Genomic DNA, 20998 nt, shown 5'->3' on the forward strand with positions numbered 1-20998 from the left:
CCGTGGCCTCGCCGCACTGGATCGCCGCATGCCTCAGCATAACGACACCGTTCACGTACGTTTCTCGATGCGGGGAGCGGGTGGGCCGTTCTGGCAAACCAACGCCGTCATATCGTCCGCAGCCGGCGGTCTGGTCGTGCTGGACGGCTTCGACCGGCAGGTGACGGCGGCGGTCAGCGAACTGAAACCCTCCGGCGCGAACCGGTGGACGCTGGACTGGGAAATCCGGACCCGGCCTTAGATCAAATGGCGTGTCACGAACGGGGTCGATCCAGCCGCCACCAAGGTCGCCAGGGTTCGAGGTGGTGCTCGTGATGCCGGCCGAAATGGAAGCAGGTCAGCAGCGACAGCAGGGAGCCGAAGCCGTTGCTGCGAGCGTTGTGATGATCGGCGAACGGAACGTCGCTGGCCCGGTGCGGCAGCCAGGTGCCGAAGGTGAAGAGCTGCAGAGCCGAGGCCAGGGCGGGGACGGCCCAGAACAGCAGCAGGTTGGGTATGCGCGCGCCGAGCAGCAGGACAGCTGCGGCCACCAGGGCGGACAGCACCGCCATCTCGCGCCATCCGAAGTAGGTTCGAAAGAACCGCCAGAACCACTGCCAGAAGGCCTTGGGGTCGTCGGCGTGGAAATCGGGATCCTCGGCGGTGCCGGGCGCGCCGTGGTGATTGAAGTGCGCGGCCTTGAGGCGCTTGAAGTGAAAACCGGCGTATAGGCCCAGCGCCAACTGGCCCATGAACGTGTTGAGGCGCGGACGGCCCGGCGCCAGCGAGCCGTGCATGGCGTCGTGCGCCACGATGAAGAGGCCCACCGATAGCCAGGTCTGGACCCCAATCACGACGGGCACGATGAGCACGCTCCACCCGGTCCAGCGATGAAAGTAGACGCCGTAAATGTGCAGGGTCAGCCAACTGGCGATCAGTCCGCCCGCCAGCGCGAGCCCGATCAGGGTTTGGCGCGGCGCCACGAAGGCTGTGTGAGTGGCGACCATGGCCCAATCCTAGCGCATTGTCGCGGCGACGTCGTCCTGTCCTTGCTCCGGACGGCGGTGCGTGTCACCTGTCGCGCATGCAGGCCGACGCCTTCGATGATCTTGGGCCGGACCTCCTCCTTGTCGGCGGCGGCCTGGCCAATGGCCTGCTGGCGCTGCGCTTGTCGCAGGTTCGGCCGGACCTGGACGTGCGGATCGTGGAGGGCGCCGACCGCCTGGGCGGGGTGCACACCTGGTCGTTTTTCGACGCCGATCTGACCGAGGCGCAGCAGGCGTGGATCGCGCCGCTGATCGTGCATCGCTGGCTCGCCTATCACGTCCGTTTTCCCCAGTTCGAGCGCCGTCTTTCGACGGGGTATCGCAGCGTGACCGCCGAGCGGTTCGCGCAGGTCGTCCAGGCCGCGCTGCCGGAGCGGATCATGCTGAACGCGCCCGTTGTGTCGGTGTCGCCGCGCGAGGCCGTTCTGACCGACGGGCGACGGCTGAGGGCACGCGCCGTGATCGACGGGCGCGGGCCGACGGCCACGCCAGACCTAGCGCTGGGCTTTCAGAAGTTCGTCGGGCTGGAGGTGCGGCTGGCGCAGCCCCATGGTCTGACCGAGCCGATCGTCATGGACGCCTGCGTCGATCAGGCCGGCGGCTATCGCTTCCTCTACACTCTGCCGTTCGATGAGCGGACGCTGTTGATCGAGGACACGCGCTACACCGACGGCGCCGACCTGGACCGCGAGGTGTTTCGCCAAGGCGTGCTGGACTATGCGGCGCAACAGGGCTGGCTGATCGAGACGATCCTGCGCGAAGAGGACGGGGTGCTGCCGGTGGCGCTGGATGGCGACATCACCGCGCATCTGAAACGGCATGGGCCGGTCGCGCTGAGCGGGCTTCGCGCGGGACTGTTTCATCCGACCACCGGCTATTCCCTGCCGGACGCGGTGCGGCTGGCCGACCATCTGGCGAAAAGCCTGCGTGTCGACGATGTCGCAGGCGACATCCGACGCCGTGCGCGCGACGTATGGGCCGAGCGAGGCTTCTATCGTCTGTTGAATCGGATGTTGTTTCGCGCCGCGAAGCCGCAAGAGCGTTACAAGGTGCTGGAGCGGTTCTATCGTCTGCCCCAGCCGCTGATCGAGCGCTTCTATGCGGCTGGATCGACGCTGGGCGACAAGGCGCGGATTCTCAGCGGCAAGCCGCCGGTGCCGGTGGGCGCCGCGCTGACCTGCCTGATCGAAAAGGGACGTGCGTAATGCGGGCTGCGGTGATCGGATCGGGTTTCGGGGGGCTGTCGCTGGCCATCCGCCTGCAGTCGGCGGGCATTCAGACCACAGTCTTCGAGGCGCGCGATAAGGCCGGCGGCCGCGCCTACGTCTATCAGGACAAGGGCTACACGTTCGACGCCGGCCCTACGGTCATCACCGACCCTTCGGCGCTGGAAGAGCTGTTCGAGGCCAGCCGGCGCAAGCTGTCGGACTACGTCGAACTGCTGCCCGTCGCGCCCTTCTATCGGCTGTGCTGGGAAGACGGCGACGTGTTCGACTACGTCAACGACCAGGACGAGCTGGATCGCCAGATCGTGGCTCGCAATCCGGCCGACAAGGAAGGCTATCGCAAGTTCCTGGCCTATTCCGAGGACCTGCTGAAGGAAGGCTATCTGAAGCTGGGGGCCGTGCCGTTCCTGGACTTCGCCAGCATGGTCAAGGCGGCGCCTGAGCTGATGCGCCTGCAGGCCTGGCGGTCGGTCTACGACAAGGTGGCCAGCTATATTGAGGACGAGCACCTGCGCCAGGCGTTCAGCTTCCACTCGCTACTGGTCGGGGGCAATCCGTTCGCCACTTCGTCGATCTACGCCCTGATCCACGCGCTGGAGCGCCGCTGGGGCGTGTGGTTCCCGCGCGGCGGCACCGGCGCCCTGATCCAGGGCATGGTGCGACTGCTTCAGGACCTCGGCGGCGAAGTGCGTCTGAACAGCCCGGTTGAGCGCATCACCATGGCCGACGGGCGCGCGACCGGCGTGGTGGTGGACGGTCAGACCATCGACTTCGACATGGTCGCCTCCAACGCCGATGTCGTGCACACCTATCAGCGTCTGCTGGGCCAGGAGCCGCGTGGCAAGAAAGAGGGCGCGCGCCTGGCTGCCAAGCGGCACTCCATGTCGCTGTTCGTCATCTATTTCGGCCTGAAGCGCGTGCACCCCGAAGTGCGCCACCACACGGTCCTGTTCGGCCCGCGCTATCGCGAGCTGATCGCCGAAATCTTCAAGGGGCCGGACCTGCCCGACGACTTCTCGCTGTACCTGCATGCGCCCACGCGGACGGACCCGTCCCTGGCGCCCGAGGGCTGCGATGCCTTCTACGTGCTGGCGCCGGTGCCGCACCTGGCCTCGGCCGACATCGACTGGGAGGTGGAAGGGCCACGCTATCGCGACCGCATCCTGGCCTATCTGGAAGAGCACTATATTCCGGGCCTGACGGCGGATCTGGACACCTGCCGCATCTTCACGCCCGTCGATTTCCGCGACCAGTTGAACGCGCACCAGGGTTCGGCCTTCTCGCTGGAGCCGATCCTGACCCAGAGCGCCTGGTTCCGGGTCCACAATCGCGACGACCAGATCCCGAACCTGTATTTCGTGGGCGCAGGCACCCATCCGGGCGCGGGCGTGCCGGGTGTGGTCGGCTCGGCCAAGGCGACCGCCGGCCTGATGATCGAGGATGCAAGGCAGACCGCATGACCGACGTCGTCCTGGATCACAGCCGCCAGTCGATGGAGCAGGGCTCCAAGAGCTTCGCGGCCGCCGCGCGCCTGTTCCCTCCGGCGATTCGGGACGACGCCTGGATGCTGTATTCCTGGTGCCGGCATTGCGACGACGAGATCGACGGCCAAGTGCTGGGCCACGGCGCGGTCGGCATCGATCCGGTGCTGGCGGGGCAGAAGCTGGACGAACTGCGCGCCCGAACCACCGCCGCCCTGGCGGGCGAGCCGCAGACCGATCCGGTCTTCACCGCCTTCCAGCGCGTGGCCATGCGCCACGGCATCCCCGCCGACGAGGCCATGGATCTGCTGCAAGGCTTCGAGATGGACGTGCTCGGCCGGCGTTACGACACGCTGGAGGACACGCTGGACTATTCCTATCACGTCGCTGGCGTGGTCGGCGTGATGATGGCCCGGATCATGGGCGTGGACGATGCGCCGACCCTGCAACGGGCGCAGGACCTGGGTCTGGCGTTCCAGCTGACCAACATCGCCCGCGACGTGGTCGAGGATGCGCAGGGCGGCCGGGTCTATCTGCCCGGCACCTGGCTGGACGAGGCCGGCGTGCCGCGCGATCAGGTCGCCGCGCCCGAGCATCGCGCGGCCGTGGCCCGCACCGCCCAGCGCCTTGTCGAGGCGGCCGAGCCCTTCTACGCCTCGGCCCGCTGGGGCCTGCGCGATCTCAACCCGCGCTCGGCCTGGGCCATCGCCACGGCGCGGGGCGTCTATCGCGCCATTGGGCGGCATGTGTCGCGCGCGGGGCCGGCGGCCTGGGACGGGCGGACCTCGGTGGATAAGGCCGGCAAGCTGGTCCTGCTGGGACGCGGCGGGCTGATCGCCCTGTGGTGCAAGACGCTGGACGCCTGGCGCGAGCCGCCGCCGCGTCCGGCTCTGTGGACCCACGTCTGAGGTTCAGCCGCGACGGCGCTCAAGGTTTAGGGCCGCCCCCAGGCCGGCCACGCCCAGCGCCGCCAGCACGGCCCAGCCGGACAGGACGACCGGCGTAAACTCGCCGCGCCAAACCAGCGACTGATAAGCTTCGATGGCCCAGGCGTGAGGCGTGGCCCAGCCCAGGGCGCGAAAGGCCTCGGGCATCAGGAAGCGCGGCGCCATGGAGCCGCCCAGCGCCGCCAGCAGCAGGACGACGAAGGTGGTCAGCGGTTGGGCCTGCTCGCGCGATCGGCACGCCGCCGTTAGGGCCAGGGCCAGACCGGCGGCGGCGAAACCGACCAGGACGGCGGTAACGGCCGCACCAGCGATCTGCCACGCCGCCAGGGCCGGCAGGCGCGTCCAGGCGGCGGCGAAGACCGCGCCGGTCTGCATGACGCCCACCGCCGTCAGCCACGCGGCGCGCCCGCCAAGAATGGGCGCGAGCCCCCCGCGCGCCAGCGCCAGCCGCGCCTGCAAGCCCGAGCGCCGCTCGTCCAGCCCGCCCATGGCGCCGTGCATGGCGGCGAAGAAGACGAACATCACGCTGACGGCGCCGGCGTAATAGGCGGCCTGAACGTCGCCCGTGGGTCCGACCTCTCGGATCGCGACGCGGGCGGCCGGCGGTGAGGTTTGCCCCGCCAGCGCGGCGGCCATGGGCTCGAGCCGGGCCTGCAACGCCGCCGCCGCGACATCTCGCCCGGCCGCCGAGACGACGGACACCTGGGGCGGGCCGCTGACCGAGGGGCGGATCAGGACGCCGGCGTCCGCGCGGCCGTCCAGAACCCCGCGCTCCAGTTCAGCGGCGGCGTCGACAGTTCTCAGACGGCCGCCCAGGTCGTTTTCTAGCGCCTCGACCATCGCAGAGCTCGCTGGAGTGCGCGCCGCATCGTGCAGCATTACGGCCGTGTCGATGTCGCCGCGCGCGCCGGCGCCGAAGATAGCCGCGAACAGCAGATAGACCAGCGGCGGCAGCAGCAGCGTCAGCACGACGCCGGCCCGATCCCGCCAGAAGCTCCCCGCCCAGGCGCCCGCCACGGCCATCATGACAAACCGCCCGAAAGGCGCGCGACCAAGTCGTCGAGCCCCGGACGGCGCACGGCGATCTCTCCGCCGTCCGAATCCACCAGCGGCGCGAGCGTGTGTGCAAAGCTGAGGGCGTCTTCCGACAGGCGACGCCATTCCAGACCCTCGCCGTCTTCCGTCAGTCCGGCGCGGGCGAGCTGGCTCGCGACCTCGGCCGACGCTGGTTTGGGAAAGCGCACGCTAAGCAGGCGCGCCACGCCGAAGGCTTCGCGTAGCAGGTCGTGAGGCGCGCCTTCGGCGATCAGACGCCCTTGCGCCATGACGCCGACGCGGTCGGCGGTCTCGGCCACGAAGACCGCGTCGTGGCTGATCAGCAGGCACCCGGCGCCGCCTTGAGCCGTTGCGCGCAGGGCGTGGGCCAGAACGCCGCGCGTGGCGGCGTCGACGCCCTCTGTCGGTTCGTCGGCGATCAGAAGGCGCGGCGGTCCGACCAGGGCCGCGGCCAGATTGGCGCGGCGCCGCCATCCGCCGGACAGGGTGCGCACCGCCTGATCGGCGCGTGGCTCGCAGCCGGTCAGGGCCAGGGCGCGGTCCACAGCCGCGCGGACGCCCCCGCGCGCCAGGCCGCACAACCGGGCGGTCACCTCGACGTTCTCGCGGGGAGAGAGGGCGGGAAACAGCGCGCTGTCCTGGGGGGCCAGGCCGATGCGTCCGCGTGACTGAGCGCCGTCGCCGACCCTGACCTGTCCGCGCCGCGCCGGCAGCAGGCCGCAGGCGACACGCGCCACGGTGGACTTGCCCGCTCCGTTGGCGCCCAGCAGGGCGTAGATCGAGCCGGCGGCGATGGAGAGGCTGAAGTCCCGCAGCACCGGCCGGCCGTCGTAGCCCGCCTCGACCGCTTCCAGGACCAGCGCCGGCGTGGCGTCAGACGCCAAGGTCGGCATGCCGGAACAGGGCCAGGACATACTGATTAAGCGCGCTGTCATGACCGACGGCGTCTCCGGCGCGGGTCAGAGACTGGCGCACCGCCGCGCGCACGCGACCCTCGCCCCACAGGTCCACGAAGGTGGCCTCGTCGTCCTGTCCGACGTCCTTGCCCAGGGCTTCGACAGTGGAGTAGGCGTCCAGCAGGTCGTCGCATAGCTGAAACGCAAAGCCGATGGCCTCTCCGAACGCCGTCAGCCGGGCGATGTCGGCCTCGTCGCCGCCGCCCAGCCGCGCGCCGCCCTGCACCGCCGCGATGAAGAGGGCGCCGGTCTTCAGGTCGTTGATCTGGCGCAGGCCCGCCGCGTCGCGGTCGCCCGGCGCGTCGCGCAGATCGCGCATCTGACCTTGGGCGAGGCCCTCGAAGCCGACCGCGTGGGTCAGCAGATCGATCGCGGCCAGGCGGTCCTCGATGTGCAGAGGCGTCTGCAGGATGACACGGGTCGACTGGTTCAGCAGCGCCACCGCCGCCAACACCGCCGCGTCCTCGCCCCGCCGGCGATGCAGCGTCGGCTGGCCGCGCCGAAGGGCCGCATCGTCCATGCAGGGCAGGTCGTCCAGCACCAGCGAGGCGGCGTGCACCATCTCGATCGCGCAGCCGTAATCCAGGGCGTCTTCTGCCGCTCCCCCCACATGGCCGGCCGCCATCATGGCCAGCAGCGGGCGAACGCGCTTGCCTGGCCCCAGCAGGGCTTCGCGGGCGGAGATCGACAACAGGCTGTTGTCGGCCGGGACCAGCTCAACCAAGCGGGCCTGGACCTGAAGGTGCAGCTCCGCGGACGAAGCGGGGGCATAGGGCGTATTCGTCTGGGGCCGTGCGCCGGCGATGGCCATGCTGTCTCCCGGTCCCGCGCCGGCCCGCCGCGTTGCGACGTTGATCCGAACCGCTATGCTGCCATCAGGCATCACGACTGCGTCGGATGCAACCCGCCGGGAGCTGTTTCCGATGCCTTCAGACGCCGACGCCCTGATCCGGCGCAAGGACGAGCACATCGATCATGTCCTGGCCGGACGCGGCGTCAGCCGGGCGGCTTCGGGGCTGGATGCGGTGCGGTTCGTCCATGACGCCCTGCCGGACCTGGACCATGACGCCATCGACCTGTCGACCCGGTTCCTGGGACGCCGCGCGGCCCTGCCGTTTCTGATCAGTTCGATGACCGGCGGTCCGTCGCGCGCCGAGGCGGTGAACGCCCGCCTGGCCGAGGCGGCCCAGGCGCTGGGCGTGGTTCTGGCGGTCGGGTCGCAGCGGGTGGCGCTGGAGACGAACGGGGGCCTGGGACTGAATCTGGACCTGAGGCGGCGCGCGCCCGACGCCATGATCCTGGCCAATCTGGGCGCCGTTCAGTTCGCCTTGGGCTATGGGGTCGGCGAGGCCCGGCGGGCGGTCGAGATGATCGGCGCCGACGCCCTGATCCTGCATCTGAATCCGCTGCAGGAGGCTGTGCAGCCCGAGGGCGACCGAGACTGGCGCGGCGTGGCGCGAGGGATCGAGCAGGTGGCCGCCGCCTTTCCGGGCAAGCTGATCGTCAAGGAGACCGGGGCCGGTCTGTCGGGCCCGGTCGCGCGCCGCCTGGCCGACATGGGCGTGGCCGCGCTGGACGTGGCGGGCGCTGGCGGCACCAACTGGGGCCTGATCGAGGGCGCGCGCGCGACCGGGGGCAGGGCGGAGGCGCTGGCCGCCCCCTTCGCCGGCTGGGGCGTGCCGACCGCCCGCAGTCTGGTCGACTGCGCCCGCGCCGCGCCGCAGCTTGAGCTGATCGGTTCGGGCGGCATCCGCGATGGCCTGGACGCGGCCCGCGCCATTCGACTAGGCGCGCGACTGGTCGGTCAGGCGGCCGGTGTGCTGGATGCGGCCCTGACCTCGACCGAGGCCGTCGTCGATCATCTGGAGCTTATGGCCGCTCAGCTTCGTCTGGCCTGTTTCTGCACGGGATCGGCCGACCTGTCCGCCCTGGCTCAGGCGCCGTTGCTGGACGAGCCGCGCTTCTGAAACAGTTCGGCCTTCAGTGCCCGGGCCGACCGCACCCACAGAAAGCCGAACGAGACACAGCCTTCGCGCGTGCGCACCGCGTGATGCAGGCGGTGCGCCTGGATGCGGCGCCGCCAAAAGCCGGACCGGCCGTCGATCCCCGTTGGGAAGCGCCGATGGACCAGGCCGTCGTGGAAGAAGAAATAGACCAGTCCGTATGCCGTCACGCCCAGGCCGACCGGCAGCGCCCATGACCAGACATGCAGGCCTATCGCGATCAGAACGATGGCCGGCGCCGCGAAGACCACGGCGAACAGGTCGTTCTTCTCCAGCACGTGATCGTGCGGCTCGTGGTGGCTGCGATGCCAGCGCCACAACAGTCCATGCATGACATAGCGATGCATGGCCCAGGCGAAGACCTCCATGCCCAGGAAGGTCGCCACGAACAGCAGGATCATCACCATCAGGGACATGAAGCCATCATAACCGCGACACGCCTCGGCCGCCATGACTTGACCGCGCTGGCGCTTTGACCGCCTGTGCGCGGATGCTGACTGACCTGCTCGTCACGACCCTGGCGCTAAGCCTGATCATCGGCGTGCGCTACATCGTGGTCGGCGTCGTGACCCATGCCCTGTTGTGGCGAGGGGCCGGGCGCGGTCGCCAGCTGAACCATCGCCCGCCGGACCGCCGACGGATGCGGCGCGAAATCGTCGCCTCCCTGATCGCCTGCCCGATCTACGCCCTGCCGGCCGCCCTGGTGCTGGAGTGGTGGAAGCGCGGCGGCACGGCGATCTACGACGATCCGAACGCCTGGCCGCTGTGGTGGCTGCCGGTCAGCTTCGTCGTCTATCTGCTGGCGCACGACGCCTTCTATTACTGGGTGCACCGAGGTCTGCACCATCCCAGCGTCTTTGGCTGGGCGCACGCCGAGCATCATCGATCCCGCGACCCCAGCGCCTTCGCCTCCTTCGCCTTCGACCCGGCCGAGGCGGCGGCGACCGCCTGGTTCCTGCCGGCGCTGGCCCTGGTCGTGCCGATCCACTGGGGCGTGGCTCTGGCGCTGCTGACGCTGATGACGGCGACGGCCGTGCTCAATCATGCGGGCCGCGAGGTCTGGCCCGAAGCCTGGCTGAAGCGCGCGCCCCTGCGCTGGCTCATCACCGCCACCCACCACGACCTTCACCACAAGCAGTTCAACGGCAACTACGGCCTGTACTTCCAGATGTGGGATCGGTGGCGATCCACGGAACTTAAAGCCTCACGCAGCAGGGATTGAGGGCGGTCCGTCCCGCCTGCTCTCAGTTGCGACAATCTGTCATGCAAAGGTCGCTCAAGCGTAGCCGAACATTGGCTCGGCCGTCATCGAACCTCGGCGGCTCCGTCACACCGCGTCGCTAAAGCCGGTCGCGGGCGGGCTGCGGCGTTTTGTCGTGCGGACGACGCATGGGGCGTCGTCGGGTCTGTCCTCACCGGCGGACACACGGACCATGACGGCCTGCCTCAAGATCAAATCCCTGCTGAGCGTCGCGGCCAGCCCACTGGCGATGTGCTGCGCGGCCGCCTTCGCCGCTCCGGCTCTGGCTCAGCCGGTCCAGCCGGTGGATCCTCTGGACCCGACCGCCGGCCCCGTGGCCAGTGTCGAGGAGATCATAGTCACCGCCACCAAGCGCGAGACGAACCTGCGCGACACCCCCATCGCCATCGCGGTCGTGGGCGCTGAGACGCTGAAGAACAGCCAGATCTCGTCTCTGCTGGACATCGCCAACAGCGTGCCGACCCTGCGGATGACAACCTTCGAGTCCCGCTCGACCGCCCTGACCGTCGGCATTCGCGGTATCGTGCCCAACGACGCGAATCAGCCCGCCCGCGAACAGGGCGTCGGCGTTTATCTGGACGGCGTCTATCTGGGCCGTCAGCAGGGTCTGAACGCTGCCATGCTGGACATCGAGCGCGTCGAGGTTCTGCGCGGACCTCAAGGCACCCTGTTCGGCCGCAACACCGAAGGCGGCGCGGTCAGCATGGTCACGCGCCGTCCGACCGGAGAATACGGCCTGCGCACAACCGCCGGCGTCAGCAACTTCAACGGCTATAACTTCGACGCCCACCTGGACCTGCCCGAGTTCGCGGGCGTCAGCGTCAAGCTGGACGCCGCCCTGCAGCGCCACGACGCCACCACCGAGAACCCCATGGAGGGCCAGGTCGGCTGGAACTACCTGAACCGCCGCGGCTTCCGCGCCCAGGCGCGCTGGGCCCCGACCGACGCTTTCGACGCCATCTATTCCTATGACACGGGCCACAGCGAGACGAGCCCGTTTCTCAGCCAGCTGGTCAGCTACAACCCGCTGAACCTGCCGATCTCGACGGTCTTCCCGCGCCCTGCCGGCACCATCTCGCCCCTGCCGCCGGGCGTGAACGTCCACACCAAGCGCCAGAAGGTGGCCGACATCGGCGTGCCGCAGCAGCCCAGCATCGACGAGGTCGAGGGCCATTCGCTGCACATGAACTGGCGCATCAATCCGAACCTGGAGCTGCGCTCCATCACCGCCTACCGCACCGTCGATGTCGAACAGTACGATAACGCCGGCGGTCCGAACCGTCCGCCGGTGTTCCAGCCCAATGCGCCGGAGGGCAACTCGGCCCGCAACTTCTCGCGCTACAGCCTGTCGGATCTGGGTCAGTCGCAGACCAGCCAGGAGTTCCAGCTGGTCGGCACGACGCTGGAAGACCGCCTCGATTACGTGGTCGGCCTCTACTACTTCCGCGAAACGGCCTGGGAAGAGGCGGCGACGCCCAGCACCCTGACCTACGTGGGCTCCAACGGGAACTATGTGGTGCGTGATCCGCGCGTGGCGGGCATCACCCGTGGCTTCCGCGCCATGACCGAGGCAGCTCGGCGGTATCCAAGAGCGCGGGCCTGTTCGTCCACACCGTCTACACGCCGCCGATCCTGGACGACCGGATGAAGCTGGTTTTGGGCGGCCGCTACACCCGCGACGATAAGGAGGGCGTGCTCTATCGCGTCAGCAACACGCCGCGCGACTTCCGCTTCGAGCTGAGCGAGAGCCGGTTCGATCCGGTGGCCACAGCCTCCTACGACCTGACGCCGACGGTGAATGTCTACGCCACCTACGCCACGGGTTACCGCGCGGGCGGCGCCAACTCGCGCTCGCTGACCTACACGCCCTTTGAATCCGAAGAGGTCGAAAGCCGCGAACTGGGCCTCAAGGCGCTGTTGATGGATCGTATCAACCTGAACCTGGCGGTCTATGACATGGACCGCACCAACACCCAGATCGAGTTCACCCTGGTCGCGCCGGACCCGATCACCGGCAACACCCGCAACACGGTTGAAACGGTCAATGCGCCCGGCACGTCCAAGATCAGGGGCGTGGAGTTCGACGTCTCGGGCCGCCTGACGCAGAACCTGCGCGCCTCGTTCGCCTATGCCTACACCGACACCTCGGTGCCGCCGGCGCTGAACCCATTCCCCGCCACGCCGAACTGTCCGGCCTGCGGCACGGTCCAGCCGGTCTACATCATCTACACGCCCGAGCATGCCGCCAGCCTGTCGCTGGACTACACTTGGCCGCTCAGCTTCGCGGATCTGCGCCTGCACCTGGACGGCAACTTCGCCACCGGAACCCAGAGCTTCGAGCAGTCCGATCAGCGCACGCAGGACTCGCTGATCTTCAACGCCCGCGCCTCGCTGGCGGATTGGCAGGTCGCCCCCGGCCAGCGGATCACCTTGTCGGTGTGGTCGCGGAACCTGCTCAACGAAGACCACATGTATCGTCGGTCGACCGAGCACCGCTCGGGCACCAACGCCATCGGCGACTACGCCAACTTCAACGAGCCGCGCATGTTCGGCGCCGAGATCAGCCTGCGGTACTAAGCTGCAGCCTGATGACGAGATCGCGCCCCGCCCGAAACGGCGGGGCGCTTTTCGTTGCGCCGAGGCTGGCCGGGTCATCTCGCCTGTCCTAGGAGGTCGCCTTGCCGCACCGTCCCGTCATGCGCCTGCAACAGGCGCCGGCTAAGGTGGGCTGTCGCTTTCGAGGAGTCGCCAAGAGTGTTTTCGCGTCTGGCCGTACTGGCCCTGCTCGCCGCCCTGCCGTCCACCGTTCAGGCCGCCGAGCGCCCACCGCTGATCGTGGCGGTCTCGATCGACCAGCTGAGCAGCAACCTGTTCAACCAGTACCGCAGTCAGGTCTCGGGCGGGTTCAAGACCCTGATCGATCAGGGGCGGCTCTACGCCAACGGCTATCAGACTCACGGCGTGACCGTGACCTGCGCGGGCCACGCGACCCTGCTGACCGGCCGCCATCCGGCCACCAACGGCATTCCGGCCAACGACTGGATAGACACGACGACCGGCGAGACCACCTACTGCCTGGCCGCGCCTGACAACCATCTGGCCCACGGCGACGACACATCCGACAACGGACCGGTCGGCCCGCAGCGCATGACGGCCACGACGCTCGGCGACTGGATCAAGGCCGGCGATCCGGCCGCGCGTGTCTTCGCCGTCTCGGGCAAGGACCGCGGCGCCATCGCCATGGCCGGCCAGCGGCCTGACGGCGCCTTCTGGTTCACCGGCGCATTCGGCCTGACCACCTATGTCGAGCCGGGCCAGACCGCCGAGGCGCGCCTGGCGCCCGTCGCGGAATTCAACCAGGCCTTCCAGGCCGCCGCCGCGCAGATCGAGCAGGGCGGAGCCGAGCAGGGCGAAGGCGACGCAACTTCTGACGACATCCCGCCGTTCTGGTCGGGCGCCTACCCGCAATGCCAGGCTCTGGCCCGTGGGTGGACGGTCGGCGACTTCACCTTCGCCTCGCAGGTCCCGCCCGCGTCGCAGCAGTTCGACACCTCGCCGCTGCTGGACGAGGCGACGCTGGACGCCGGCCGGTATCTGATCGAGAGCCAGCAGCTGGGCGCGCGCGGTCACACAGATGTGCTGAGCGTCAGCCTGTCGGGCACCGACCGCATCGGCCACAGCTATGGCACGCAAGGCCCCGAGATGTGCGAGCAGATGCACCGGCTGGACGCCGCGCTCGGCCGCTTCATGCAGGCGCTGCCGGCCGGGACGGTGCTGGTGCTGACGTCTGACCACGGCGGCTCCGACTTTCCCGAGCGCATGGCCGAGCAAGGCTCCGTCGACAGCCGCCGGCTGGACCCGGCCATGACGCGTCGGATCAACGACACCCTGCGCCAGCGTTTCGGCCTGGACGCCAATCCTCTGGTTTCGGGCGGTGGCGGCTTCGTCATCGTCGACGGCGAGCGGCGAGCCCTGGCTGAGCCGATGCGGTCACAGGTCCTGGCCGCGGCCGTCGAGCTGCTGAACGCCGAAAGCGACGTCGAACTGGCGGTGGCCCGCGACGAACTGCTGGCCGAACCCCTGCCGACCGAGGTGAACCCGGAGAATTTGACGGTGCGCGAGCGTCTGCGGCTCAGCGCCGTGGCCGAGCGGTCGCCTGACATCCTGCGCGCCTGGAAATGGGGCGTGAACAGCGCCGTGCGCCAGGGCGGGGCCGTCGCCAGCCACGGCTCGCCCTGGGACTATGACCGCCGCGTGCCGATCGTCTTCTGGAAGGCGGGCGAGCCCCTGCCGGCCCAGGAGCGGTTCTGGCCCATTCGCACCGTCGACATCGCGCCGACCCTGGCCGCCATCGTTGGCGTCACACCGGCAGAAACCATCGATGGGCGATGCGTCGAGCTGAGCTTCGGCGACGCACCGGTCTGTCCCGCGCCATGAGGGCGCGCCCGTAAACTCTTGTTTCCGGCAGGGTGGGGGAGCTTACCCCCCGGCCGGATCGTTGGCACAACGGGTGTCTCCCACCCTTGCAGCCAGCGAGACGAGCATGAACCGAGCCCGCCGCGCGCGCATCGTCGCCACCCTGGGGCCCGCCAGTCGCGCCCCAGGCACCGTCAAGGCCCTGGCCCAGGCCGGGGTGGATGTGTTTCGCCTGAACTTCAGCCACGGCTCGCACGAGGATCACGCCGCCGCCCTGAAGGCGGTGCGCGGCGCCGAGATGGCGTTGCAGCGACCGCTGGGCGTGCTGGCCGACCTTCAAGGCCCCAAGCTGCGCCTCGGCCGGTTCGCCGATGTCGAGATTTCGGTCAAGCCCGGCCACACGATGCGGCTGGACCTCGATCCGATGCCAGGAAACGAGGCGCGGGTGCAGATGCCGCACCCGGAAATCTTCAAGGCGCTGCGCACCGGCATGCTGCTGCTGATCGACGACGGGCGGGTGCGCCTGCGCGTGGGCGAACGCGCCGATACCTGGGCTGATGTGACGGTTGAGAGCGGCTCCAAACTGTCGGACCGCAAGGGCGTGGCCGTGCCCGAGGCGGTGGTGCCGGTTTCGGCCCTGACGCCCAAGGACCGCGAGGACCTGGCCTTCGCGCTGCGGCTCGGCGTCGACTGGGTCGCTCTCAGCTTCGTTCAGAAGGCCGAGGACATGGCCGAGCTGAAGCGGCTGGTCGGCGGTCAGGCCGCCTGTCTGGCCAAGATCGAAAAGCCCCAGGCCCTGACGGACCTTGAGGCGATCCTGGACTACTGCGACGGCGTCATGGTCGCGCGTGGCGACCTGGGCGTCGAACTGGATCCCGAAGAGGTGCCGGTCGCCCAGAAGCAGATCCTGCGCGCCGCCCGCCAGCGCGGCGTGCCGGCCATCGTCGCGACCCAGATGCTGGAATCCATGACGTCCAGCCCGGCCCCGACCCGCGCCGAGGCGTCGGACGTGGCCAACGCCGTCTATGAGGGCGCCGACGCCCTGATGCTGTCGGCCGAGACGGCGTCCGGCGCCTATCCCTTGGAGGCGGTGGGCATCATGAACCGGATCATGGAGCGGGTGGAGCGCGACCCCCTGTGGCCCGGCTTGATGGACGCCGACCACGCCGGCATGGACATCCACGATGTCGACGCCCTGGTCGCCGCCGCCCGCAAAGCCGCCGAGGCCCAGTCGACCGCCTGCATGGTGGTCTTCACCACCCTGGGCGGCACCGCGCGCCGCATGTCGCGCGAACGCCCGCTGCAGCCCGTGCTGGCCCTGACGCCCAAGGCCGAGACCGCGCGCCGCCTGTCGCTGGTCTGGGGCCTGGAGCCGCGCCTAGGCAAGGAGCCGACCTCGCTGGAGGACGTCACCGAGGACGCCGTCCAGTCGGCCATGAAATACGGCCTGGCCGAGCCGGGTCAACGCATCCTCATCCTGGCCGGAACGCCGTTTGGCGCGCCCGGCGCCGCCAACCTGCTGCGCCTGGCCCATGCGCCGGCGAAGAAGACGCGCAAGCGCTAGTCGCTTTCCGGCGAGGGCTTGCGGCGCTTCCACGGCGGGGTGTCCTCGCCGTTGGCCTTGCGCGTGATTTCCTTGAGCTTGCGGCCCTGGAGGGCTCACAGCGCCTGGCCGGGTGCGCCCTTTTCGGGATCGGCGAAGGCGCGGCCGTGGGCGCGGATGCGTTCGTCCACCGACTCCAGAAACTCGCCTTCCCATTCGGACAGCGAAACGCCCGCCTTCTCTGCCGAGCGGCGGGCGCGTTTCAGGGCGTTGAGCGCGGCCCGCTGGGCCGCTTTTCGCTGGGCCTCGAAGGGGCTCGGCGGTTTGTTGTTTGCGCTATCGCCTTTCAGACTGCTTGAGCGCGGGGCCTTGCCGCTATCCCGCTTCAGGCCGCTCGAGCGCAGCCCGCCCTTGGAGGGTCCGAGCGGGGTGCGCTTCAAGCCGGGTCGCCTCAGACCTCGCCGAGGGCCGAGAGGTAGAGGTCCAGGATGGCCTCCTCTTCCTGGCGCTTGGCCTTGTCCTGCTTGCGGATGCGGATGACCTTGCGCAGCACCTTGACGTCGTAGCCCTCGCCCTTGGCCTCGGCGAAGACCTCCTTCATGTCGGTCATGACGGCCTGCTTGTCTTCTTCCAGACGTTCCAGGCGCTCGATGATGGTGCGCAGGCGGCCCTGGGCCGTGGCGGTCAGGACGTCGGGCGAGGCGTCGAAGGCGGCGTCGTCGGCCATGAAGAAAACTCCGAAAAACTGGCGGGGAGGCTAACCATGTCCGCCAGCCGGCATCAACGGCGGACGCGAAAAAGGCTGCGGACAAGTCCGCAGCCTGAATACTCTTCGCTCAAACAGCGATCGACCGCGTCGATCGCGTTAGCGAACCAAGCTCTCGCTTAGCCCTGCTTGGCCTTGAAGCGGGGATCGGTCTTGTTGATCACGAAGACCACGCCCTTTCGGCGAACGATCTTGCAGTCGCGGTGGCGACCCTTGAGCGACTTGAGCGAGCTGCGGACCTTCATGGCCTTATCCTTAGTGCGCTACCCCTCGCCGCGCGGCGGCTCGCTGCTTGAGCGCGGCCGGGACGAGGAAACAATAGAAAAGCCGCAGGGACGGACCTTGCGGCGGAGGCGGTCGTATAGATAGGGAGTCGCCGTTCGTCAACAGGGCACGGCGCGGTGCTTCTGGACGACATTCGCTCAAAGCCGAGAGGTGCGAAAAGCAAATCGCGCTCAAGCGGAGAGCGACCGCTTCGCGAGCATAGCGCAAAAAAGAAGCAAATCGCGCTCAAGTGGCGAGGCTCCGCGAGCCGAGCATAGCGCACAAAAACTTTGGAGGCCTGGCCTCCGAGTCGAACGGAGGGTCTGACGGCTTGCGAGCCGCCCGCGTAGCCCCTCCGCCACCAGGCCGTCGAAAGGAACAGGGTGGACCTAGTCCCAAAGGCTTAACGCGCCGCTCCCGATCGCGGTTAACGCCCTGCGACACGCCGAAGCGGGCTAGACTTGTGCGTCCAGATTTCCGATTCGCAGGCGCATGACCGTTCACACCCCTCCGCCCGAAGGCGGCCGCATCGTCGAGGAGCCGATGGCCGAGGCGCTGTCCAAGCGCTACCTCGCCTACGCCCTGTCGACCATCACCAACCGCGCGCTGCCGGACGTGCGCGACGGGTTCAAGCCCGTGCACCGGCGCATCCTGTACGCCATGCATCAGATGCGGCTGAACCCGCAGGCGGCGGCGCGCAAATGCGCCAAGGTCGTCGGCGAGGTGATGGGCGGATACCACCCCCACGGCGACGCCTCGATCTATGAGGCGCTCGTTCGCCTGGCCCAGGACTTCGCCCAGCGCTATCCGCTGGTGGACGGGCAGGGGAACTTCGGCAACATCGACGGCGATAGCGCCGCGGCCATGCGCTACACCGAGTGCAAGCTGACGCCGGCGGCCGTGCTGCTGCTGGACGGCATCGATCAGGACGCGGTCGATTTCCGCGCCACCTATGACGATCAGGACGAAGAGCCGGTGGTGCTTCCGGCCGGCTTCCCGAACCTGCTGGCCAACGGATCGTCGGGCATCGCCGTGGGCATGGCGACCTCGATCCCGCCGCACAATGTCGGAGAGCTGATCGACGCCTGCCAGACGATCCTGGAGCGTCCCGACGTCACGACCGAGGAACTGGTGCAGATCGTGCCGGGGCCGGACTTCCCCACCGGCGGCGTGTCGGTTGAGGGTCACGCCTCCATCTTGGACGCCTATGAGACCGGTCGCGGCGGGGTGCGCCTGCGCGCGCGCTGGGAGACCGAGGACCTGGGCCGCGGCGTCTGGCGCATCATTGTGACCGAGATGCCCTATCAGGTGCAGAAGAGCCGCCTGATCGAGGCGCTGGCGGACCTGATCGAGAACAAGAAGGCCCCGTTGCTGGGCGACGTGCGCGACGAGTCGGCTGAGGACATCCGTCTGGTGCTGGAGCCCAAGAGCCGCACGGTCGAGCCCGAGGTTCTGATGGAGAGCCTGTTCAAGCTCTCGGATCTGGAGGTTCGCTTCCCGATCAACATGAACGTGCTGGACGCCACCGGCACGCCGCGCGTCATGGGCCTGAAGGACTGCCTCAAAGCCTTCCTGGATCACCGCCGCGAGGTGCTGAACCGGCGCAGCCAATGGCGGATCGCGCGCGTCGAAAAACGCCTGCATCTGCTGGAAGGCCTGCGTATCGTCTTCCTGAACCTGGACGAGGTGATCCGCATCGTCCGCGAGGAGGAGCAGCCCAAGGCGGTGCTGATCGCGCGCTTCGGGCTGAGCGAGCCCCAGGCCGACTACATCCTGGACACTCGTCTGCGCCAGCTGGCGCGGATCGAGGAGATGGCGATCGAGAACGAGTTCAAGGCGCTTTCCGAGGAGCTGGCCCAGCTGAAGGCGCTGACGTCGTCCGAGGGCAAGCAGTGGAAGGCGATCGGCAAGGAGCTGGAGGCGGTGCGCAAGGCGCTGGTCTCGCCGCGCCGCACCACCATCGGCGAGGCCGTCGACGCCTCGAACTTCGCGCCGATGGAGGCCTTCATTCCGCGCGAGGCGATCACCGTCATCCTGTCCGAGCGCGGCTGGATCCGGGCCGCCAAGGGCAAGGTGGACGACCCCTCCGAGCTGAAGTTCAAGGAGGGCGACAGCCTGGGCTTCCTCGTGCCGGCCTACACGACCGACAAGCTGCTGGTCGGGGCGTCGGACGGGCGGATCTTCACCATCGGGGCCGACAAGCTGGCTTCGGGCCGGGGGCATGGCGAACCGCTGCGGCTGATGATCGACCTGGACGAGAAGGCCGAGATCATCAACGTCGTGGCGCATGAGCCAGGCGCCAAGCTGCTGGTGGCGTCCAAGGCTGGCTACGGCTTCGTCGCGCCCGAGAACGAACTGCTGGCCCAGAAGCGCGGCGGCAAGCAGGTGCTGAACGGCGAGATGCTGGCCATGTGGCGGGTGACGGGCGACCACGTCGCCACCATCGGCGAGAACATCAAGGCGCTGATCTTTCCAATCGCCGAGCTGCCCGAAATGGGCCGCGGCAAGGGCGTGAAGCTGCAGAACTACAAGCAGGGCGGCCTTGCCGACGTGGCGATCTTCAACGCCGAGACCGGCCCGGAGTGGGCCGACGGCGGCGGGCGTCGCCGCAACTGGCCCGACTGGAAAGACTGGCTGGGCAAACGCGCCGGCGCCGGACGGCAGGGGCCCAGGGGCATGCGCAAGTTCCGCTAGGCACAAGATGTTGTGGTGAAGCGCCCCGAGGCCTAGAACGAGCCTCTATCTAGAGTCTCGGGGACGCCAGTGACCGCCTTCACCCACGACGCCTTCTTCGCCAAGACGCTTTCGGACGCCGATCCCGACATCTTCAGGGGCATCCAGGGCGAACTGGGCCGCCAGCGCGAGCAGATCGAACTGATCGCCTCGGAAAACATCGTCTCGCGCGCCGTGCTTGAGGCGCAGGGCTCGGTCCTGACCAACAAATACGCCGAGGGCTATCCGGGCCGTCGCTACTACGGCGGCTGCGAGTTCGTGGATGTCACCGAGGACCTGGCGCGCGAGCGGGCCAAGCAGCTGTTCGGCGCGGCCTTCGCCAATGTGCAGCCGCACTCGGGCGCCCAGGCCAACCAGGCGGTGTTCATGAGCCTGCTTCAGCCCGGCGACACCTTCCTGGGCATGGACCTGGCCTGCGGCGGCCATCTGACCCATGGCTCGCCGGCCAATCAGTCCGGCAAGTGGTTCCGGCCTGTCACCTACAAGGTGCGCGAGGAAGACCACCTGATCGACTACGACCACGTCGCCGAAATGGCCGAGCGCGAGAAGCCCAAACTCATCCTCGCCGGCGCCTCGGCCTACAGCCGTCACATCGACTTCAAGCGGTTTCGCGAGATCGCGGATTCGGTCGGCGCATATCTGATGGTCGACATGGCCCACTACGCTGGCCTGATCGCCGGCGGCGCCTATCCCGATCCGGTGCCGCACGCCCACGTCGTGACCACCACCACGCACAAGACCCTGCGCGGCCCGCGCGGCGGCATGGTGCTGACCAACGACGGCGACATCGCCAAGAAGATCAACTCCGCCGTCTTCCCCGGCCTGCAGGGCGGCCCGCTGGAGCATGTCATCGCCGCCAAGGCCGTCGCCTTCGGCGAGGCGCTGAAGCCCGAGTTCAAGGCCTATGCGGCCCAGGTGGTGAAGAACGCCCAGGCCCTGGCCGGGGTCCTGGTCGAGCGCGGCCTGGCGATCGTTTCGGGCGGCACCGACAGCCACCTGATGCTGGTCGACCTGCGCCCCATGGGCGTGACCGGCAAGGCGACCGAGCACGAGCTCGAAAAGGCGCTGATGACCTGCAACAAGAACGGCGTGCCGTTCGACACCGCGCCTTTCACCATCACCTCGGGCGTGCGCCTGGGGACGCCTGCGGGCACCACGCGCGGCTTCGGCGAGGACGAGTTCAGGCAGATCGGCCACTGGATCGCAGACGTGGTCGCCTCGATGAAGGGCGGTGACGAAGCCGATCCGGCCGTGGCGGCGGGCGTCGCGGCCCAGGTGCGCGAGTTGACGCACCGCTTCCCGATCTACGGATAAGCTGCTG

Annotated in this window: 20 protein-coding genes and 1 tRNA gene; 12 read left to right on the plus strand and 9 right to left on the minus strand. The window is 68.7% G+C overall.

The annotated features are described in order from the left end of the window. Positions 1 to 28 precede the first annotated feature (28 nt). Complete coding sequence (locus tag ACK4I0_RS00210; protein ID WP_409606906.1) at positions 29 to 241, plus strand: hypothetical protein; 213 nt, start codon at positions 29 to 31, stop codon at positions 239 to 241. Between the two features lie 13 nt (positions 242 to 254). Here ACK4I0_RS00210 and ACK4I0_RS00215 read toward each other — a convergent pair whose 3' ends face one another. Beyond that, entirely contained in the window at positions 255 to 986 is a 732-nt protein-coding gene (locus ACK4I0_RS00215) for a fatty acid desaturase (protein ID WP_409606907.1), read from the minus strand. 77 nt (positions 987 to 1063) lie between these two features. Between ACK4I0_RS00215 and crtY the strand changes: the two genes are divergently transcribed. From crtY to ACK4I0_RS00230, 3 genes are read left to right on the plus strand one after another with little or no spacing between them, the layout of a single operon-like run. After that, positions 1064 to 2230 (plus strand): lycopene beta-cyclase CrtY, encoded by a 1167-nt coding sequence (crtY, locus tag ACK4I0_RS00220; protein WP_409606908.1) that lies wholly within the window; start codon positions 1064 to 1066, stop codon positions 2228 to 2230. Beyond that, entirely contained in the window at positions 2230 to 3711 is a 1482-nt protein-coding gene (locus tag ACK4I0_RS00225) for a phytoene desaturase (protein ID WP_409606909.1), read from the plus strand. The genes crtY and ACK4I0_RS00225 overlap by 1 nt, the downstream gene beginning before the upstream one ends. Beyond that, entirely contained in the window at positions 3708 to 4640 is a 933-nt protein-coding gene (locus tag ACK4I0_RS00230; RefSeq protein ID WP_409606910.1) for a phytoene/squalene synthase family protein, read from the plus strand. Before ACK4I0_RS00225 ends, ACK4I0_RS00230 begins: the two co-directional genes overlap by 4 nt. Before the next feature lie 3 nt (positions 4641 to 4643). Here the strand turns inward: ACK4I0_RS00230 and ACK4I0_RS00235 are convergent, their stop codons facing one another. The 3 genes from ACK4I0_RS00235 to ACK4I0_RS00245 are packed head-to-tail and all read right to left on the minus strand — an operon-like array spanning position 4644 to position 7502. After that, complete coding sequence (locus ACK4I0_RS00235) at positions 4644 to 5705, minus strand: ABC transporter permease (RefSeq protein WP_409606911.1); 1062 nt, start codon at positions 5703 to 5705, stop codon at positions 4644 to 4646. After that, positions 5702 to 6619 (minus strand): ABC transporter ATP-binding protein, encoded by a 918-nt coding sequence (locus ACK4I0_RS00240; protein WP_409606912.1) that lies wholly within the window; start codon positions 6617 to 6619, stop codon positions 5702 to 5704. Before ACK4I0_RS00240 ends, ACK4I0_RS00235 begins: the two co-directional genes overlap by 4 nt. Beyond that, entirely contained in the window at positions 6609 to 7502 is an 894-nt protein-coding gene (locus ACK4I0_RS00245; protein WP_409606913.1) for a polyprenyl synthetase family protein, read from the minus strand. The genes ACK4I0_RS00240 and ACK4I0_RS00245 overlap by 11 nt, the downstream gene beginning before the upstream one ends. A gap of 112 nt (positions 7503 to 7614) precedes the next feature. Here ACK4I0_RS00245 and fni point away from each other — a divergent pair, with 112 nt between their 5' ends. Further along, positions 7615 to 8658 (plus strand): type 2 isopentenyl-diphosphate Delta-isomerase, encoded by a 1044-nt coding sequence (gene fni / locus ACK4I0_RS00250; protein WP_409606914.1) that lies wholly within the window; start codon positions 7615 to 7617, stop codon positions 8656 to 8658. Here the strand turns inward: fni and ACK4I0_RS00255 are convergent. Then, on the minus strand, positions 8625 to 9110 hold the full coding sequence (locus ACK4I0_RS00255) for a sterol desaturase family protein (protein WP_409606915.1): 486 nt from the start codon (positions 9108 to 9110) through the stop codon (positions 8625 to 8627). The genes fni and ACK4I0_RS00255 overlap by 34 nt on opposite strands. Positions 9111 to 9184: 74 nt before the next feature. Here ACK4I0_RS00255 and ACK4I0_RS00260 point away from each other — a divergent pair, with 74 nt between their 5' ends. The 5 genes from ACK4I0_RS00260 (at position 9185) to pyk (ending at position 15935) form a co-directional block, all read left to right on the plus strand. Beyond that, complete coding sequence (locus tag ACK4I0_RS00260) at positions 9185 to 9916, plus strand: sterol desaturase family protein (RefSeq protein ID WP_409606916.1); 732 nt, start codon at positions 9185 to 9187, stop codon at positions 9914 to 9916. Between the two features lie 211 nt (positions 9917 to 10127). Further along, the gene (locus ACK4I0_RS00265; RefSeq protein ID WP_409606917.1) at positions 10128 to 11603 is read left to right on the plus strand and encodes a TonB-dependent receptor; all 1476 of its coding nucleotides are present in this window, start codon (positions 10128 to 10130) and stop codon (positions 11601 to 11603) included. Then, positions 11555 to 12532 carry a TonB-dependent receptor domain-containing protein gene (locus ACK4I0_RS00270; RefSeq protein WP_409607303.1) on the plus strand — a complete coding sequence of 326 codons (978 nt, stop codon included), beginning with the start codon at positions 11555 to 11557 and terminating at the stop codon, positions 12530 to 12532. The genes ACK4I0_RS00265 and ACK4I0_RS00270 overlap by 49 nt, the downstream gene beginning before the upstream one ends. Before the next feature lie 177 nt (positions 12533 to 12709). Next, the gene (locus ACK4I0_RS00275) at positions 12710 to 14392 is read left to right on the plus strand and encodes an alkaline phosphatase family protein (protein ID WP_409606918.1); all 1683 of its coding nucleotides are present in this window, start codon (positions 12710 to 12712) and stop codon (positions 14390 to 14392) included. 106 nt (positions 14393 to 14498) lie between these two features. Then, complete coding sequence (gene pyk / locus ACK4I0_RS00280; RefSeq protein WP_409606919.1) at positions 14499 to 15935, plus strand: pyruvate kinase; 1437 nt, start codon at positions 14499 to 14501, stop codon at positions 15933 to 15935. A gap of 95 nt (positions 15936 to 16030) precedes the next feature. Here pyk and ACK4I0_RS00285 read toward each other — a convergent pair whose 3' ends face one another. The 4 genes from ACK4I0_RS00285 to ACK4I0_RS00300 form a co-directional block, all read right to left on the minus strand. After that, a complete protein-coding gene (locus ACK4I0_RS00285) occupies positions 16031 to 16354 on the minus strand; it encodes a hypothetical protein (protein WP_409606920.1) in 324 nt (107 codons plus the stop codon). Between the two features lie 11 nt (positions 16355 to 16365). Further along, complete coding sequence (locus ACK4I0_RS00290; RefSeq protein ID WP_135063746.1) at positions 16366 to 16641, minus strand: DUF2312 domain-containing protein; 276 nt, start codon at positions 16639 to 16641, stop codon at positions 16366 to 16368. A gap of 158 nt (positions 16642 to 16799) precedes the next feature. Continuing rightward, the gene (gene ykgO / locus ACK4I0_RS00295) at positions 16800 to 16925 is read right to left on the minus strand and encodes a type B 50S ribosomal protein L36 (RefSeq protein ID WP_054111010.1); all 126 of its coding nucleotides are present in this window, start codon (positions 16923 to 16925) and stop codon (positions 16800 to 16802) included. A 310-nt stretch (positions 16926 to 17235) separates the two neighbouring features. Next, positions 17236 to 17312: transfer RNA gene (locus tag ACK4I0_RS00300), tRNA-Ala, on the minus strand. Positions 17313 to 17436: 124 nt separating this feature from the next. Between ACK4I0_RS00300 and parC the strand changes: the two genes are divergently transcribed. Both parC and glyA read left to right on the plus strand, forming a co-directional pair. Then, a complete protein-coding gene (gene parC / locus ACK4I0_RS00305; protein WP_409606921.1) occupies positions 17437 to 19638 on the plus strand; it encodes a DNA topoisomerase IV subunit A in 2202 nt (733 codons plus the stop codon). Between the two features lie 69 nt (positions 19639 to 19707). Then, positions 19708 to 20991: a serine hydroxymethyltransferase gene (gene glyA, locus ACK4I0_RS00310; protein ID WP_409606922.1), complete on the plus strand. Its 1284-nt coding sequence runs from the start codon at positions 19708 to 19710 to the stop codon at positions 20989 to 20991. Positions 20992 to 20998 lie beyond the last annotated feature (7 nt).

The sequence above is a fragment of the Brevundimonas sp. genome (assembly GCF_046295775.1).
Classification (GTDB): domain Bacteria; phylum Pseudomonadota; class Alphaproteobacteria; order Caulobacterales; family Caulobacteraceae; genus Brevundimonas.

Excerpts from the sequence above, each read along its gene's own strand:
- ACK4I0_RS00215 (WP_409606907.1), bottom strand. The coding sequence starts at position 986 with ATGGTCGCCACTCACACAGCCTTCGTGGCGCCGCGCCAAACCCTGATC.
- ACK4I0_RS00230 (WP_409606910.1), top strand. The coding sequence starts at position 3,708 with ATGACCGACGTCGTCCTGGATCACAGCCGCCAGTCGATGGAGCAGGGC.
- fni (WP_409606914.1), top strand. The coding sequence starts at position 7,615 with ATGCCTTCAGACGCCGACGCCCTGATCCGGCGCAAGGACGAGCACATC.
- ACK4I0_RS00225 (WP_409606909.1), top strand. The coding sequence starts at position 2,230 with ATGCGGGCTGCGGTGATCGGATCGGGTTTCGGGGGGCTGTCGCTGGCC.
- ACK4I0_RS00260 (WP_409606916.1), top strand. The coding sequence starts at position 9,185 with ATGCTGACTGACCTGCTCGTCACGACCCTGGCGCTAAGCCTGATCATC.
- crtY (WP_409606908.1), top strand. The coding sequence starts at position 1,064 with ATGCAGGCCGACGCCTTCGATGATCTTGGGCCGGACCTCCTCCTTGTC.
- ACK4I0_RS00210 (WP_409606906.1), top strand. The coding sequence starts at position 29 with ATGCCTCAGCATAACGACACCGTTCACGTACGTTTCTCGATGCGGGGA.
- ACK4I0_RS00245 (WP_409606913.1), bottom strand. The coding sequence starts at position 7,502 with ATGGCCATCGCCGGCGCACGGCCCCAGACGAATACGCCCTATGCCCCC.
- ACK4I0_RS00235 (WP_409606911.1), bottom strand. The coding sequence starts at position 5,705 with ATGATGGCCGTGGCGGGCGCCTGGGCGGGGAGCTTCTGGCGGGATCGG.
- ykgO (WP_054111010.1), bottom strand. The coding sequence starts at position 16,925 with ATGAAGGTCCGCAGCTCGCTCAAGTCGCTCAAGGGTCGCCACCGCGAC.
- ACK4I0_RS00255 (WP_409606915.1), bottom strand. The coding sequence starts at position 9,110 with ATGTCCCTGATGGTGATGATCCTGCTGTTCGTGGCGACCTTCCTGGGC.
- ACK4I0_RS00290 (WP_135063746.1), bottom strand. The coding sequence starts at position 16,641 with ATGGCCGACGACGCCGCCTTCGACGCCTCGCCCGACGTCCTGACCGCC.
- ACK4I0_RS00265 (WP_409606917.1), top strand. The coding sequence starts at position 10,128 with ATGACGGCCTGCCTCAAGATCAAATCCCTGCTGAGCGTCGCGGCCAGC.
- parC (WP_409606921.1), top strand. The coding sequence starts at position 17,437 with ATGACCGTTCACACCCCTCCGCCCGAAGGCGGCCGCATCGTCGAGGAG.
- pyk (WP_409606919.1), top strand. The coding sequence starts at position 14,499 with ATGAACCGAGCCCGCCGCGCGCGCATCGTCGCCACCCTGGGGCCCGCC.